Below are 15,828 nucleotides of genomic sequence, written 5' to 3'. Positions count from 1 at the left end.
TTCGGAATGTGTAATATATACAGCCTTATTTAAAAACAAATAGAGACTACAATTTGGCACCATGATGAAAGCTAATTTTGATACGGATATAAACGAGATAGAATATCAGAGCGATGCTGACGAAAATTACTATGATAAAAATCAGGAAAGCTTCTTATTCATCTTTAAAAAGTGGGCATTAAAAATTCTTTTAGGACTGTGTATTCTGGAAATCGTTTTCTTTCCGGAATTAACGGTTGCTTTCGGGATCGTATATTCCTTATTCAGCTGGATGTTAATTGATAAGTTCGTATTAAAGAAAAACATAATTTTAAAACATCCGTTAACATCCATCATCATTATCGGTTACGGACTTTGCAGCTTTTACTTTCCAATACCTGCAACGTTATCCGAAGGAAAGTCAATCATATTTAATCTGGACATTCCCAATACGGTCTTTTTACAAGGCATGTTATCGCTTACCGTAGTCGTTATTTCCTTTCTGGTATATATTCGTATTCAAAATACCATTACAAGCAAATCATTAATCAGGAAAATCCTAAATAAATCAGGATTTTATGCAGCACCAACCGATTTCCAGATCTGGGCAATGGGCATAATAGGCCTTGTATCTTTATTCTATATCTATTATACCGGTACCAATACATCGGAAAATGCGACGAGTTTCTCCAAATTATTACAAGGTTTTTTCCCTTTCGCATATTGTCCGTATTTCTTGTTCTTTAAAAATCTGTATTCCAGATCAAGTCCTAAAAAGTCGAGCATAACCATATTTCTGGCTTATTCCGCTATTATTCTTTTACTGGCATTTATGACCAATCACAGAGCCACTTTCATGAAAGTTATTATGGGACTTGGCTTTACTTACCTGCTTGGACTATTTCTGCAACGATTTAGTTTTCAACTCTTTACTCCAAAAAAAATATTTATAGGACTTGTTTTGTTTTACCTTTTGACTGGTCCGCTCGTTGACTTAGGACTGGCTATGGTTGCTGCAAGAGCATATAAAAACAGTACATCATCCTTAGGCTTGGTAACCAAAACAATTGATATATATCTGGATGATAAAGCACTTGAAAAAACCAGGAAAAGATGGGAAGGAATTGTCATTACCAACAAACGCTGGGACGAACATTATGTTGACAATATTTTCTTAGGCCGCTTGTCCAATCTTAAAGCAGCTGATTTAAGCCTGTATCACTCCGAGAGAATTCAGAACACATCTAAAATGCGGAATTTTCTTTATAATCAGATTACAAGTCTTTTACCTTCACCCGTGCTGAATTTACTCGATATTGAAGTTGACAAAGTATCTATAAATAAAGCATCTTACGGCGATTACCTGTATTATTTGTCAACCGGTGATTCATATGGATTACAAAGCAAGCGTCAAGCGCAGATCAACGGAGCCGGAATGGCTGCATTTGATTACTGGTATTTACTGATTCTGTTTATCGTTATGATCCCGTTATTCTGGCTTATAGACCTGCTTACTTTTTCCATTGACAGCATGACTTATATTACCGTTCCGGCTCTTACAATTATGCCAATGATTATGACACTTTTCAACTTTGAAGGGCTGTCTACATTCATATCTTTTATTTTGAGAGGCTGGATTCAATTGGTGCTGATTTACATGGTGCTAATAAAAATAACAAACGTTATGAAAAGATTTGTTTAATTATGAATGCATTGGAAGAAAGCAAAGGCAGGATCGTATGGATCGATTTCTTCAAGGGATTCGGTGCTTTGCTGGTCGTATTCGGACATTCGAATTTACCTGAAAACCTGTCGTGGTGGATATGGTCTTTCCACATGCCCATGTTTTTCTTTATATCCGGTTATCTGTTTAATGGCGATAAAACAATTGATTTGAATCGGGTTGTGAAGCGCAGAATTGAAACACTACTGATTCCCTATTTATTCTTTTCAGTCCTGTTTATCATCATACTTCCGGTTTTGAATGACAAATCCAGAATACCGCTTGAAATCGGATCTTATAGCGAAGTGTCCAAAATTATACTTCACGGTTGGAAAGGGCTGGCACTCTGGTTTATTCCCGTTTTATTTTTTACAGAAATACTGTTTGCCGTATTGATCAAATATACAGGCAACAAGTTCTGGCCTGCTTTATTGACCGTTTTGTTTCTTTGCTTTTTAGGATACTATTTCAGTATGGAAAGAATACATTTTCCGTATAAAATAGAAGTTGTTCCCACTGCTCTTGTATTTTATGCGTTGGGATTTTACAGCAAAGATCAGGTAAGGAGCTCTTTAAAAAAGACAATACAAGCAAACCGACAATTTATTTTCCTGATTTTATTCTTATCAATTAATATTCTCTTTTGTTATCTCAATCAGGACAAGCTGGATATGTGTTTTAACAGGATGAACAACATTGTTTTCACCTATTTGTCTGCGGTTTCCGGAATATTTTTTTCCATTTTACTTTCTTGTTATTCAACTTCTTATTTCAAGGATTCCAGTTACATTAAAATCATTGTTACTTATCTTGGCCGTAATACAATGATTATACTAGGCATTCATCAATTGATAAAAATCTGTTTGTCGTCATTAAGCCTGCTTTTTGATCAGACTTTGTATATTCTTTTAATGAAACACATCATTTTTTGGCTTTTACTTCATCTGATCATTCTTACCATCAACAAACATTTTTACTATATTCTTGGAAAAAAGAGATCGGTATAAAGCATATCCGTTACGATGTATTACGATTTGATCCGGAGTAGTTTAAAGATTGAACGGATTAAATCAGAACAACAGCAATTACCAACATAAATCAATTAAAATTAAAAATGTCTGAACCCTTGCCATGAAGCTAGTTTATTTTTACAGACCAAAAATGAAAGGCGTTCATAGCATTGAAACGGTCTTTGGCCAAATCAAGGATGGTATGCCCTGTGATGTAGATTATGAAGATTACGTTTGTACATCAAAATGGATGCGATATCATTCCTTTATAAAAGCTTCGAAATTTCAGGGTGATATCAACCATATTACCGGTGATATACATACAATTTCCTTGTTTCTCGACAAGAAAAAAACGATCGTAACAGTTCACGATGTCGGAAGATATGAAAGAGATCTGAAAGGAATCAAAAAGTGGCTATTCAAATTGGTCTGGCTGACCTTTCCGCTGAAAAGGGCATCTTACATTACGACCATTTCAGAATTTACGAAAAACAAACTGATTGAAATATGTAAAATACCTGAAACAAAAATCAGGGTGATACCCAATCCGGCACCCGAAGATTTTAAATTCAGTTATAAAGAATTCAATCAGAAATCACCTGTTGTCATGCAGATTGGAAGTGGCAACAACAAGAATATTTACAGACTGATTGAGGCAGTAAAAGACACGGATTTCAGACTGTTGCTGATCCGAAAACCGGATGAAGCAATTAAAAATCTGCTTACCAGTTACAAGATTAAATATGAATGGTATACCGATTTAAGCAGATCTGATGTTTACGAATGTTACAAAAAATGTGATATATTATTTTTTGCATCTGAATACGAAGGATTTGGCGTTCCGATTCTGGAAGCCAACATCATTGGCAGGCCTGTCATTACAAGTAACCTTTCTGCTATGCCGGATGTAGCTCATGACGCTGCCCTGTTAATCAATCCGTTCAGTACTGAGGAAATAAAAGAGGGATTACTGAAAATCAAACACGATGCTGATTTACGTGACAGACTTGTTCAGAATGGATTGGCAAATGTCAGCAGGTTTTCAAAACATCACATATCCAATCAGTATTACAGTCTTTATAATGAAATACTGAAGAATATAAATGCATAATATGAAATATTTCTTTTGGCAAAACACGAACAGTATTCATCAATCCGCTTTTTTCAAGGCACTTGCTGCCATGAATATTGGGGAAGTTACCTTGATTGTTACGATGAACTTACCGGGTTTTCGCAAGGAAATGGGATGGAGTGAACCCGAGCTTTCAGGAGTACATGTTATTTATCTTGATCAAATCCATTACAATTGGCAGCAAATTATTGACCAGAACAAGGGCCATGATTGTATTCACATTTTTTCTGGCATTGCGGCATTCGAGAATGTTCAGAAAGCTTTTGTTCATGCAAAAAAAAACAAATGCAGAACAGGCATTTTTACCGAACCGCTGGATTTAAGAGGATTTAAAGGAAAGCTGAGACTATTAAGAGGTTATTATCATAAATTGCTATACGGTTCTTTTATTGAATTTATTTTACCAACCGGAAAAAACGGAATAGCGCAGTTTGAAACCTGGGGATATTCTAAAAGCAGCATATTTGAATGGGCCTACACCGTTGAAAATTCTGCAATCAATTTAGATACATCTAATTTTGGCAATCAGGAAACAAAGTTCAGGCTGATGTTTGCAGGATCGTTAATTCACAGGAAAGGATATGACATCCTGATTAAAGCACTTTGTAAAATAGATCATGACTTTCTTGCGGATTTTTACTGCCTTAAAGAAAATGAAATGGAAACGGGCAAATTAATAGAATCGGAAAGCGGTCTGAATGGCAAATTAAGATTGCTTGCTTTTTTGTCAAACAAAGATTTAAGGTCTAAAATGAACGAGTACGATTTGTTTGTACTTCCAAGCAGACATGATGGATGGGGCGCAGTGGTGTGTGAAAGTTTAATGGAAGGCACGCCTGTTCTGGTCAGCAGGTTTTGCGGATCAAGCAGTATCATGCAACATCCTGATACGGGCAAAGTACTTCAAAGTCTGGACGAAAATGATTTGGCTATCCAGATTGATCATTATTTAAAAGCGGGAAAATTATCCGTTCAGCAAAGAGCAAACAACCGGGAATGGGCACAGAAAAATATTTCAGGCACGGCTATGGCTGCTTACTTTCACGAGATTGTAACTCATTTAAATATGCGTCTGACAACGGCTAAGCCGCAAGCGCCGTGGATGAAAAAGGATGAATTTGCAACAAGTCCGCTATAAATTATTTGTTAATTAAAGAATACATTATTTGAGCTGAATCGCTTGTTGGTTACTAAATCCTGATTTATGATTTCTGCATTTTTGACCAAGATATTCAGTTAACGATTATGAAAATATTACGCGTTATTTGGAGCATGGATCCCAAGGAAGGTGGCCCTTGCCAGGGTATTCGCAATTCTGTTCCGGAATTAGCCAAACTTGGTGTTTATAACGAGGTAGTATCTCTGGATCTGCCCGATTCCAAATTTATTGCCGGTGAATCTTTTACTATCCATGCAGTCGGGCCACGAAGCGGACCCTGGTCCTATAACGCAAAATTAAAACCATGGTTGCTGGAAAACTTGCAGCGATTTGATGCAGTCATTGTACATGGACTTTGGCAATATCACAGTTATGCCACAATGAAAGCATTAAGCCAGTTAAAAAAGCAAAATCCTGCCATTTCCATTCCTAAGTTGTATGTAATGCCTCATGGAATGCTCGATCCGTGGTTTCAGAAAGCAAAAGGAAGAAAGTTAAAGGCAATCCGAAACTGGGTATTTTGGAAACTTGTAGAAGGAAAAGTAGTGAATCATGCTGATGGCGTTCTTTTCACCTGCAATGCCGAATTGAAACTGGCCCGTGAAACGTTCCGGCCTTATCATCCTTTACGTGAAATCAATGTAAGTTACGGAATCAAGTCTCCGCCTTCGTTTTCGGATTCAATGCGTCATTCATTTTTGTCAGCTTGCCCTGATGTGAAAGAATTCCCTTATTTTTTATTCCTCAGCCGTATCAATTATAAAAAAGGCGTAGATATTTTAATTCAGGCATACTCGATTGTTTTACAGGAATGCATGGCAAGAAATAAAACTTTGCCAAAGCTGGTCATTGCCGGCCCGGGAATTGATTCCGGTTACGGCTTGCCTTTACATAAGCTGGTATCGGAAAATACGTTGTTAAGTCAGCACATTTTCTTTCCCGGCATGCTGTCCGGCGCGGTTAAATGGGGTGCCTTTTACGGATGCGAAGCATTCATTCTTCCTTCGCATCAGGAGAATTTCGGAATTGCGGTTGTGGAAGCGCTCGCATGCTCAAAACCGGTTTTGATTTCAAATCAGGTAAATATCTGGACGGAGATTGAAGAAGCAAATGCAGGAATTATAGAAGAGGATACTTTAAACGGTATTGTCAACATGTTAAAAAAATGGATGGAACTTAGTGAAGCTGGAAAGGAGAAAATGGGCCGGAGCGCGAAAAATGTATTCAATACGCAATTTGCAATCGAGCCGGCCGCACTGCAGTTCCTGAAAGGCATACAGCAGTAAAACCGGCTTTTGCAAAGTGCATTTTAATTATCCAGTTACCTGTCGAGTTTGAAAGCAATGCAATCTTTAAATGAATTTTCAATGCCTCCCGGCTTTCGCGGACGTCCGGGATGGTACGTTCAGCTTTGGTGGATCATACAAGCTTTGTTTTTTAAAACATCGCCTCAGTTTATGTACGGATGGAGAAGGTTTCTCATGCGTTTATTTGGCGCCAAGATCGGAAAAGGTGTCATACTCCGTCCTTCCGTGCACACTCAGTTTCCATGGAAAGTGACCATTGGTGATTACAGCTGGATTGGAGATCATGCCGTATTATACAGTCTGGGGCCTATTACAATAGGAAGTAATGTAGTCATTTCCCAAAAAAGCTATTTGTGCACGGGCTCTCATGATTATCTGAAAAATGATTTTCCGATTTATTCTGAACCTATCCATATTGAAAACGAATGTTGGCTGGCCACGGATGTCTTTGTAGGACCTGGTGTTACAATCGGCAGAGGAACGGTAGTCGGAGCACGTTCTTCGGTCTTTAAATCTCTACCCGGAAACAAGATATGCACGGGTTCTCCGGCCAAACCTGTAAAAGATCGCCTGAGCAGGCAGGAGACGGAAAAACCTGTTCACAAAGTGTAATTTCCAACCTTTGCCGTTTATGCTTTCATGCAGCACAAACCTCAGGACTGAAAACATCCTACATTAGAAAAAAATTAATTATCATTCCGGCTTCATATTTTTCAATAAAATAGTTTGCACTAAAAAGAATTATTTGGTAACATTGTTGTAGAAACTATTTTATGCTTTGATAGATAATCATTTTACAATTTATACTTAAATACTTAATAAATAATCCATTGCATGCTCATTGGCTACTCTGAATGTCCGTAATCATAAACAGGCTTCCAGGTCAGTAAAATTCGCATCTCAATGAAATACACTATTTATAACAGCTTTACAACATGCGAATATTAATTTTCGGTATCAACTATGCTCCGGAACTGACAGGTATTGGCAAATACACAGGAGAAATGGCCGCTTGGCTGGCCAGTCAGGGACATGATATGACAGCTGTTACCGGATTGCCCTATTATCCGGAATGGGAAATTCACGACGGCTACAAAAAAAAGTGGTGGGTGAAAGAACGCATCGATCATGTTAACATATACAGATGTCCGTTATATGTCCCGAGGAAAGTTACTGCGGTAAAACGGATTATCCACGAGTTCACTTTTCTGCTGGGTATGCTGCCCGTGTGGCTGATGCTGCTGTTTGGCAGAAAGTACGATCTGGTACTATGCGTGTCGCCGCCTTTTCACATGAGCATTCTGCCGCTGATCTATGCCAAAATACGTGGTGTAAAGCTGGTTACGCATATTCAGGATCTGCAGGTGGATGCAGCGCGCGACCTCGGTATGATCAAAAACAAGCGCGGACTGGATCTGATGTTCAAAGTGGAAAAAATGATCTTTGACGCAAGCTCTGCCATTTCCACAATCAGTCCGGGAATGCAGCGGAAAATCATGGCAAAGAACATATCGCCTTCCAAAATAATACAGTTTCCCAACTGGGTGGACGAATCGGTTATTAACCCGATGCAGAAAATACATTCGCTCCGAAACGAATTCGGTATTGATCAGGACGCAAAAGTGATTCTGTATTCCGGAAACCTTGGTGAAAAGCAAGGCCTGGAAGTCATCGTGGATGTTGCAAAAAGCTTTGAAAATCAGAAAGATGTTGTCTTTGTCATTGTAGGATGCGGCGGCGGAAAGGAAAAACTGGAAAATCTGGTAAAAGAATCCGGGCTGTCCAATATCCTGTTTTTCCCGTTGCAGCCTTACGACAAGCTTGCACCGCTGCTGGCCATGGCGGATTTGCACCTGGTTTTACAAAAGCAGTCTGCATCGGATCTGGTTATGCCGAGCAAGTTGTCTGCCATTCTGGCGATTGGCGGATGCCCGATCGTTACGGCAATTCCCGGCACTTCGCTTTATGACATCGTCTTCAAACACCGCATGGGCATTCTGATCAAGCCTGAATGTGCCGATTCGTTAAAAGAAGGCATTGAGCTGGCTTTGAAAACGGATCTTACCGAATACAGTACCAACGCACGCAGATATGCCGAACAGTTCCTCAGTAAAGAAAAAGTGTTGCGGCATGTGGAAGCATCTTTGGAAGAACTGATCGGAAAATCCTCGACACCCGCACAGGCTGTTCACGAAAAGCAGCCGGAACGGATTGAGAAAGTGCAGGCTTTATCCCAGCCCGCTTTCAAAATAGCCGAGAAAATCTGAACAAACTAAAATCCTGACCGTCGAAACAAAGCATGATTTGATAGAACTGCTACCTTTTTCAAGTACTGCCTACTGGATCATAATGTCCTTGTAAAATCACAAATCCCGTTGCCGCAAGATTGTTTTCGCTTGTTGCCAAGCATACCAAAAGATGCAGAAATTAAATTCACTCAACGTTGCTGATCTATGAAAATTCATTATTTCGGAATTTTATTCAAGGCACTTCCGTGGACTGATATAGCTCTTCTGAATGTTTCCTTCATCGTTGCCTGTCTGCTCCGTTTCGACAACCTGACTGTAGCACAAGACAATCATTATATCAATCTGCTGCTTGTAACCAACCTTGTCTGGATATTTACAACTTACGTATTACGGACTTATGCTTCCATAAGTGTTTCCTTTCATTTCAGAGAGCAGATCCTCATGCTTTTCAAGGTGCTGATGCTGCATGGCGGCTTGATGATGGCCTTTCTTTATCTCGGAAAAAACGGCGAGGATTACTCGCGTTCCCAGTTTCTGCTTACTTATGTGCTGTTTGTAATATGCTCTGCCTGCTCGCGTTACTGCGGCCTGTTTTTTTTGCAGCTTGGCCGGAAGGCCGGTTATAATTACAACCGGTATGCCATTATAGGCAAAGGATCGCTGGCAACGCTGATCAACAAATATTACGATGAACGGAAAGAACTCGGATACCAGTTTTACGGAATGCTTGAACTGAATCCCGGAGACAAGGCTCAAATGCTGGAATCCGTGGTAAAAGACAATAAACTGGATTATCTGTACTGCTGCCTTTCCGAAATGAACGATGAGCAGGTTCGTGACATCATCCGGATCGGTGAATGCCAGAAAACGCAGATCAGACTGATTCCCGATTTCCGCGGCTTTATGACCAACATGGCCAAGATTGAATACCACGACATTTACCCGGTTATCCAGGTTAATACCAAACCGTTTTCCAGCGTCAACGAGCAAAATATCAAGCGCATTTTTGACCTTGCATTTTCAACCATTGTGATCATTGCAGGCGCGCCCGTTTTCCTGATCATTGCAGCCGCTGTAAAGTTGAGTTCCAAAGGACCGGTCATTTTCAGACAGGAACGGTCGGGGCAATGGGGCGAGATATTCCAGATTTACAAGTTCAGAAGCATGTATACCGATGCGCATAAAACGGGATTAAAGCATTCTCAGGGCGATACGGATGCGCGGATTACACCTGTAGGGCGATTTCTACGAAAAACGCGTCTGGACGAACTGCCGCAGTTTTTCAACGTACTGAAAGGTGATATGTCTGTTGTTGGCCCGCGGCCGCTGTTTAAATATGATGTGGATATGCTGATGGAAGCCGAGCCGCATGACTTTCAGAGGCTGCTTACCGTAAGGCCGGGCATTACATCCACAGGCCAGATCAATGTAGGGTATGCAGACAATGTTGCCAAAAACCTGGAGAGGCTTAAATATGACCTTAAATACCTGCAGTCGTACAGCTTGCTGGATGACGTTCACCTTATTTTCCGTACCGTCCGGGTAATGTTGTCGGGCCGGGGCGTATGATGCCGTTTTTAAACCATTATAAAAGATTTTCAATTAACTGTTTTTTCATTATCACTACTAATTTATTTCCACTTGCTAACCAATTTAAACTATTAACTACTTAAACTGAAAACATGAAAAAGAACACTATTACGCTTCTGGCATACGGGCTTGCCCTGATGTTCATGACGACCAACTGTAAAGATGACAAAAAGCCGGATCCGCTTGCACCGAGCACCGATCTTGTTGATGCCATTAACAAGATTGAACTTGCTGATGTTTCGCTGGTTGCTCCACAGCCGGTGGTTGTCGTTGAGTCTAAAATTGAAACATCTCCGCAGGCAGCTGCTGTAAATAACGGAATACGCGAAATGGTTACTTCCGGTGTTGTTCCGGAAAGTGTCAGAACAGCAGGCAGCGTAATATCAACAGCGCTTTCAGCCGAAGAAAGGAATGCCGTAAGATCCGTAACACCTGAAATGCTGGCAGCGCTGGAAAAAGGCGGTGACCTTCCCGACAATCTGAAAGCGATTCAGACCAAAGCAGCTGCAAATGCTTCCCTGTCGGCCTACTTCACAAAAGTTACGTATCCTACGGTTCAGGGTGTTGTCATCAAAGGACAGCGTACAAATGGCGGAAGCCCGGAAGTTGCTGATTCGTATGAAGGCGTCTTGGTAAGTGACGTTTGCCTTGCTGCTGCTGAAGCCGAATACCAGAAAGTAAAAGCCAAGCTGGATGCATCCAGAACTACGCAGCTTTCCGGCGTGGCAACTCAGTTTGCAAGTGACATTGCACTGCTTCCTCCGGCTGAAGCATCCTGCCTCTCGGCATTGCCAACCAAGTATGATGCATTGCGCACATCGGAAAGAGAAACTTTCAATAATACAAATTCCTTGCTGGATCAAAACCAGGGGTCCATGGATCCGGAACTGTATGCACAATTGAAAACACAGGTTTACATTGCCTATATTCAGAACATCACTTCACTGAATTCACTTCAGGAAGCCGATACGCTGGCTTGTACCGCAAAAACAACTGCCGGAACAGCCAGTGCGGAAGCTGCCCGTGATGCCAATACACTTGCTGTTGAGAATGCTTATACCACAGCGATTACAGCTGCCGGCGCTGCCAGAGCTGCGCTTGCTCAAAGCTGCCATAATCAGGGCGGTGGACAGTAATATCCGAAATATGAAAAGCAGTGTCAGGGATGGTTTTTTATCATTCCTGACACTGCTTTTTACAATGCCTTCTTTTGCACAAACCAACATTTCCGGTAAAGCCGGACTCATTTACACACCTGCCGCACGCTACACCGAAGACGGCAATATGGCATTCGGCATCCATTTTTTTCCGGGCAATTACGGATTCGGCACAGACAACAGCAATCCGGGAAGAGTCCTTTACATGAACCTGACCGTACTGCCCCGGTTCGATGTCAACATCAGCATGCTGCAGCTTTTCAGTACATCCGACAATCCGGTAAAGCTGGGGCTCGGCGACCGGCAGCTTGATTTCAGGTATCTTGTCTTAAAAGAAAAACCTCGTCGGCCTTCGCTTGCGGTGATTGTTTCCAATCCTGCCAGCATCAGCCCCACACTACTTACACACGCCGTTGTTGCAACCAAAAATTTTACCATCAGCAAGAATATAACTGCGGAAGTCAGTGCCGGATACGGAAGTCCGTACCACGTTTACCGCAAGGGAAGTACGCTGCAGAATTACGGTTTGTTCGACAATCTGGTTTTTGAAAAGAAAAGCAAATACAGCCGCCACAAACATTATCTTGAAGGCCCGTTTGGCGGCATATCGGTACAGTTCCGAAAAAAGTACGGGTTGATGCTTGAATATGATTCCAGGAACGTCAACGTCGGTGCATATGCCATGGTCATGAAAAACTGGATCGTGCAGGCGGCTGTCCTGAATGCAGAGCAGATTACTTTTGGTACTTCTTACAATTTCTCTTTATTAAAACTTCCAAACCGCATCCGGAAGCTTCATGAATAACCGAACCTGCCTGATTTTTTCCCTGCTTGTTTTAAACTGCACGATCCGTTTGGCAGCACAGGATTCAGAAAAGAACTACAAGCTCAGAAATAACTTTGAAAACGTACAGGTTGATACGGCTGCCAGCAGTATTTATTATGAGCACAGACTTTACCGCAATCCGTTTATCGGCATATACGAAGCAAAAAAAGCCTTTTCCGACGCGGAGGTGAATACATTTATTCCTTTGTTTCAAGGCATACCTGTTGGAAAATATTCCTTTGGCCGACAACTTGAATTCAGTCCGCTTACGGCAGCGGAAAGAAACAACCAGAAACGTTTAAACAAGTTTCCGTTACAGAAGAACAACTACAAGCTTGATTTCTGGATACAACCCTATTTTGCAGCCATTTTCGGAAATTTTGAAAAACCGGTCCAAAGCAATACGAGCGTTGCCATACAAAGTCAGTTCTACATTTTGCCCGGCCTGTCGCTTCAAGCCGGCATTTTATTCCCGGTCACCAATGATCTGGACGGCCGGCCGAAAAATATCCGTCCTGCGCCCGTTTTCCTCAATCAGTTTTATGCTTCAGGATATCACTTTCTTAGTGCTTCCGCAGGTTTTTTCCAGAATGATCAATACGGTTTTAATGTTCAATACCGGCATGCCAACCTGAGCAGTCCCTGGTCTTTCGGGCTGGAAACCGGGCTTACCGGTTTTTACTATTACCCGCGCGGTGGCATTTACAATGAAAGGCTTGATAAATTACTGCTGATCGCAGACGCAGCGTACCGGTTTGCCGGCCCTGACCTGACCCTAAAAGTCTCGGGAGGCCATTATCTGGCGGGCGATACCGGCGCACGTCTGGAGGTTTTACGCCAGTTCACCAATGTAGAAATCGGCTTTTATGCCATGACGACGACAAACGGCTCCACAATCGGCTTCAACTTTGCCATTCCGGTTCCGCCCGGCAAGCTGCTGCAGGGAAAACAGGCACGCCTGCGTACAACAGATGAATTCCGCTGGGAATACACTTATACAAGAGGTTACAGAATCGGGGAACGATACAGAACCGGTTATCAACTGGACCAGAAGCTGCGTCAGTATCACCGAGATTACCTGAACCGGCAGTACCGGCAACTGAACTGAAATAACAGGACAAAATCATTGCCTATGCTTCCATTCCAGCTCCGCAAATGCGACGACTTCCCCACTTCTGCCTTTAAACTGCCGGCATCAAAAGCGGCTGTTAAAAAAATCTATTGTGCTTTATTTTGCGATGCTGATTTCCTCGGATTTTTGTCGTAAATTTTAGCTCCGATTTTTTTTACACCAATTTATGTCCGTGAACACCTCTTTTTCAGATCATTTTTATTCATCTTCTATATGGCAGGAATTCATATCTTATCAAAAGGACGAAGTCCTGAAACCGATTTACAGAGATACCGGCCAGAAGCCTGACCGCATGCGCCGTCAGATTTTTCATTCTTCATTAACGCAGACCTATTATATTCACCAGAAAGACAACCGGCAGGACGCAAAGTATTACGAAACTTTGATGCAGGCCAAAAAGGAATATTATTGCTATCTGCATGCAGCAACGCTTGGACTTAACCTTCCGAACAAGGTAGCGCTGGGATTTCACCATGATCCGCAATCGGATATCATCCATATGATCCTGTCCAACCAGGAAGTGGGAGGTACCCGGCTCAAAGAAGTGCTGGAAGACGTTACGATTGACGATCAGCTGAGAAATAATCTGGGTACGCTTGCAGCATATGACGCGACCAAAATTACGATCTGTTATGCAGACAATGACCGCAAGCCTAAAAACATGATTGTTTCAGATCCGTTTACCGAAAACTGCAGGTTTTATCATGTGGATTTTGAGTACACAATGCAGGAAAATTACGCGCCCTTGATCGATACCTGGTTTAGTGATGACGTAACGCGCGAATTTGGTCAGGACATTATTCTGGACCGGGAAACTGTTTTCAATATGGCCATAGAACTACTGGACAAGGCACAGAACTTGCCAGACGATGAATTCAAGCAACAGGTGATCAGCAACCTGCATCAGTCTTTGCCGGTGATCAGATCGCATGCTGCGCTTTACGGGCAGTCCATGTAAGGTTAGGCAGCTTTGCTTTCGTGTTTACAGCATTCGGCAATGGCTGTAAATACTTCCGCTATGTCAATAATCTGTTCCAGTTCGATTACTTCGGAAGCGCATTCAAAATTCAGGTTCAGTTTCCCGACTTTGAGAACCAACCCGGCTTCTTGCAGAAAAACATCCATAGGCGTGTCACCCGCGCCTATGAAATGTTGCATTTCAAGGCCAAGATGTGACATGAATTTTTTAGCACCGAAAAGCTTGTTCACATGCTCATGTGAATAAAAATCCTTATGGTCCGTATGCTGAAACGGCGTGTCGCTCTGGACTTCTACGGGAAGAAGAAAAACCATACAGATATCTTCCGCCAGCAAATGTTCCTTCAATGTATCCAGATTGCTGCTGTACACGGTAGAAGCACTTCTGTATCTATCCCTCGTTTCGTCAACCTTTTCCTGAACGGGCGTCCATATGATTTCACCTTTTTTCCAGTTTCTCGGGTAATAAAAAACCAGTGCGCTCCTGCCGTTGTTCAGGATTGCGTCAACATCCGAAATGAAACTTTCTATTTCATTTTCTTTCAAAGGAAATGCATCGACCTCTTCAAAGGTAAAGCTTGATCCTTCCTTGTGAATATATCCGAACTGACTTCCATTAAGGCTTACAAGCGGAATGGAAGCATGGGACATTCCGTACCAGTCATTCGCAAAAGTATTGATGACAGACAACGGAAAACGCATGGAATTGATAATGACCGTGCAATTGCCGTGATACAATTCCGTAAGGCCCGCCCCCACTTCTTCGGGCATAAAGTAACGGCCTTCATGCTGCTGGATCACCGTTCCGTCCAGATCGGTAATCAGCCCGCCCTTTTCAATGAACTCCGGGCGGCTTGTAAAATCAGAAATTATTTGGTTTTGCTGGCTAGTTAACGGCATAATATATTTTTAGCACACATCCTGAAAAATCATGCCTGAACATAAACATATCGACAGTTTTGTTTTTGCTGACTATAATAAATTATTGTTAACAATTCGCCTAAGCTCTTTACAGACAGCCATTTTTGCGTGCATTTGTTATTTCAGTTGTAAAAAACATTTCAAAGCAAACATATGGCCGGTCTCTTCTGACGGTCATGTAACCGGACCTTCACATCTGAAGGCATCAAAAATTACATTGTACAACTAAACACTATTGACACATGAAACCTAAAATTGTCGGATTGTCGCTTGTTTGCTTTATTCTATTTTTTATTGCCTGCAAGGAAAAAGAACTCGATTCACCGGATATTACGATATTATCTCCTACCCGAAATCAAATGATGCATGATAATGACAGCATTCGAATAAAAGCACGGATTGAGCCCAAAAATACATTTGTAGTTAGTTCTACAGTCACACTCAATGACAAAAAGGGACATACGCTGACAGCAGCAAATATTGGATGCGCATGCGATAACAAGCCGGTTGTCAATATAGAGAAGGCATTCCTGTATAAGGTCAAAAAGAAGCAGGATATAATCCTTAAAGTATGTGCGGAGCTTAAAAATGGCGAAACGATCTGCGAAACGGTTCCTTTTGAGCTGAATCACTAGATTAATGCTCTGATTGAATAACTTTTAGAA

At 41.7% G+C, this 15,828-nt stretch carries 14 protein-coding genes; 13 read left to right on the top strand and 1 reads right to left on the bottom strand.

All coding sequences use genetic code 11. From position 1 onward, the window contains the following. The first annotated feature begins 61 nt into the window (after positions 1-61). From FEM55_RS08525 to FEM55_RS08470, 12 genes are all read left to right on the top strand, one after another. Positions 62-1,681 (top strand): hypothetical protein, encoded by a 1,620-nt coding sequence (locus FEM55_RS08525; RefSeq protein ID WP_138280915.1) that lies wholly within the window; start codon positions 62-64, stop codon positions 1,679-1,681. 2 nt (positions 1,682-1,683) lie between these two features. Continuing rightward, positions 1,684-2,709, top strand: a complete 1,026-nt coding sequence (locus tag FEM55_RS08520) for an acyltransferase family protein (protein ID WP_138280914.1) — start codon at positions 1,684-1,686, stop codon at positions 2,707-2,709. 124 nt (positions 2,710-2,833) lie between these two features. Then, complete coding sequence (locus FEM55_RS08515; RefSeq protein ID WP_138280913.1) at positions 2,834-3,823, top strand: glycosyltransferase family 4 protein; 990 nt, start codon at positions 2,834-2,836, stop codon at positions 3,821-3,823. 1 nt (position 3,824) lies between these two features. Next, positions 3,825-4,982 carry a glycosyltransferase family 4 protein gene (locus tag FEM55_RS08510; protein ID WP_171036513.1) on the top strand — a complete coding sequence of 386 codons (1,158 nt, stop codon included), beginning with the start codon at positions 3,825-3,827 and terminating at the stop codon, positions 4,980-4,982. 107 nt (positions 4,983-5,089) lie between these two features. Next, positions 5,090-6,289, top strand: coding sequence for a glycosyltransferase (locus FEM55_RS08505; protein ID WP_138280911.1), 1,200 nt, complete (start codon positions 5,090-5,092; stop codon positions 6,287-6,289). 57 nt (positions 6,290-6,346) lie between these two features. Continuing rightward, positions 6,347-6,922, top strand: a complete 576-nt coding sequence (locus FEM55_RS08500) for a putative colanic acid biosynthesis acetyltransferase (protein ID WP_171036512.1) — start codon at positions 6,347-6,349, stop codon at positions 6,920-6,922. 323 nt (positions 6,923-7,245) lie between these two features. Then, on the top strand, positions 7,246-8,577 hold the full coding sequence (locus FEM55_RS08495) for a WcaI family glycosyltransferase (RefSeq protein ID WP_138280909.1): 1,332 nt from the start codon (positions 7,246-7,248) through the stop codon (positions 8,575-8,577). A gap of 186 nt (positions 8,578-8,763) precedes the next feature. Further along, positions 8,764-10,128, top strand: a complete 1,365-nt coding sequence (locus FEM55_RS08490; protein WP_138280908.1) for a sugar transferase — start codon at positions 8,764-8,766, stop codon at positions 10,126-10,128. Between the two features lie 113 nt (positions 10,129-10,241). Next, a complete protein-coding gene (locus FEM55_RS08485; protein ID WP_138280907.1) occupies positions 10,242-11,285 on the top strand; it encodes a hypothetical protein in 1,044 nt (347 codons plus the stop codon). A gap of 10 nt (positions 11,286-11,295) precedes the next feature. Continuing rightward, positions 11,296-12,111: a YjbH domain-containing protein gene (locus FEM55_RS08480; RefSeq protein ID WP_171036511.1), complete on the top strand. Its 816-nt coding sequence runs from the start codon at positions 11,296-11,298 to the stop codon at positions 12,109-12,111. After that, on the top strand, positions 12,104-13,240 hold the full coding sequence (locus FEM55_RS08475) for a YjbH domain-containing protein (RefSeq protein ID WP_138280905.1): 1,137 nt from the start codon (positions 12,104-12,106) through the stop codon (positions 13,238-13,240). The genes FEM55_RS08480 and FEM55_RS08475 overlap by 8 nt, the downstream gene beginning before the upstream one ends. A gap of 190 nt (positions 13,241-13,430) precedes the next feature. Then, positions 13,431-14,222, top strand: coding sequence for a hypothetical protein (locus FEM55_RS08470; RefSeq protein ID WP_138280904.1), 792 nt, complete (start codon positions 13,431-13,433; stop codon positions 14,220-14,222). 2 nt (positions 14,223-14,224) lie between these two features. Here the strand turns inward: FEM55_RS08470 and FEM55_RS08465 are convergent, their stop codons facing one another. Continuing rightward, entirely contained in the window at positions 14,225-15,142 is a 918-nt protein-coding gene (locus FEM55_RS08465) for an HAD hydrolase family protein (protein WP_138280903.1), read from the bottom strand. A gap of 263 nt (positions 15,143-15,405) precedes the next feature. Here FEM55_RS08465 and FEM55_RS08460 point away from each other — a divergent pair, with 263 nt between their 5' ends. Continuing rightward, a complete protein-coding gene (locus FEM55_RS08460; RefSeq protein ID WP_138280902.1) occupies positions 15,406-15,798 on the top strand; it encodes a hypothetical protein in 393 nt (130 codons plus the stop codon). Positions 15,799-15,828: the final 30 nt, after the last annotated feature.

Source organism: Dyadobacter sediminis, from assembly GCF_005860765.1.
GTDB lineage: Bacteria > Bacteroidota > Bacteroidia > Cytophagales > Spirosomataceae > Dyadobacter > Dyadobacter sediminis.
This window is presented reverse-complemented; position numbering and strand designations above follow the sequence as displayed.

Coding starts and splice junctions, on each gene's coding strand:
- FEM55_RS08525 (WP_138280915.1), top strand. CDS start 62: ATGATGAAAGCTAATTTTGATACGGATATAAACGAGATAGAATATCAG.
- FEM55_RS08485 (WP_138280907.1), top strand. CDS start 10,242: ATGAAAAAGAACACTATTACGCTTCTGGCATACGGGCTTGCCCTGATG.
- FEM55_RS08470 (WP_138280904.1), top strand. CDS start 13,431: ATGTCCGTGAACACCTCTTTTTCAGATCATTTTTATTCATCTTCTATA.
- FEM55_RS08460 (WP_138280902.1), top strand. CDS start 15,406: ATGAAACCTAAAATTGTCGGATTGTCGCTTGTTTGCTTTATTCTATTT.
- FEM55_RS08510 (WP_171036513.1), top strand. CDS start 3,825: ATGAAATATTTCTTTTGGCAAAACACGAACAGTATTCATCAATCCGCT.
- FEM55_RS08500 (WP_171036512.1), top strand. CDS start 6,347: ATGCAATCTTTAAATGAATTTTCAATGCCTCCCGGCTTTCGCGGACGT.
- FEM55_RS08495 (WP_138280909.1), top strand. CDS start 7,246: ATGCGAATATTAATTTTCGGTATCAACTATGCTCCGGAACTGACAGGT.
- FEM55_RS08490 (WP_138280908.1), top strand. CDS start 8,764: ATGAAAATTCATTATTTCGGAATTTTATTCAAGGCACTTCCGTGGACT.
- FEM55_RS08475 (WP_138280905.1), top strand. CDS start 12,104: ATGAATAACCGAACCTGCCTGATTTTTTCCCTGCTTGTTTTAAACTGC.
- FEM55_RS08480 (WP_171036511.1), top strand. CDS start 11,296: ATGAAAAGCAGTGTCAGGGATGGTTTTTTATCATTCCTGACACTGCTT.
- FEM55_RS08505 (WP_138280911.1), top strand. CDS start 5,090: ATGAAAATATTACGCGTTATTTGGAGCATGGATCCCAAGGAAGGTGGC.
- FEM55_RS08465 (WP_138280903.1), bottom strand. CDS start 15,142: ATGCCGTTAACTAGCCAGCAAAACCAAATAATTTCTGATTTTACAAGC.
- FEM55_RS08520 (WP_138280914.1), top strand. CDS start 1,684: ATGAATGCATTGGAAGAAAGCAAAGGCAGGATCGTATGGATCGATTTC.
- FEM55_RS08515 (WP_138280913.1), top strand. CDS start 2,834: ATGAAGCTAGTTTATTTTTACAGACCAAAAATGAAAGGCGTTCATAGC.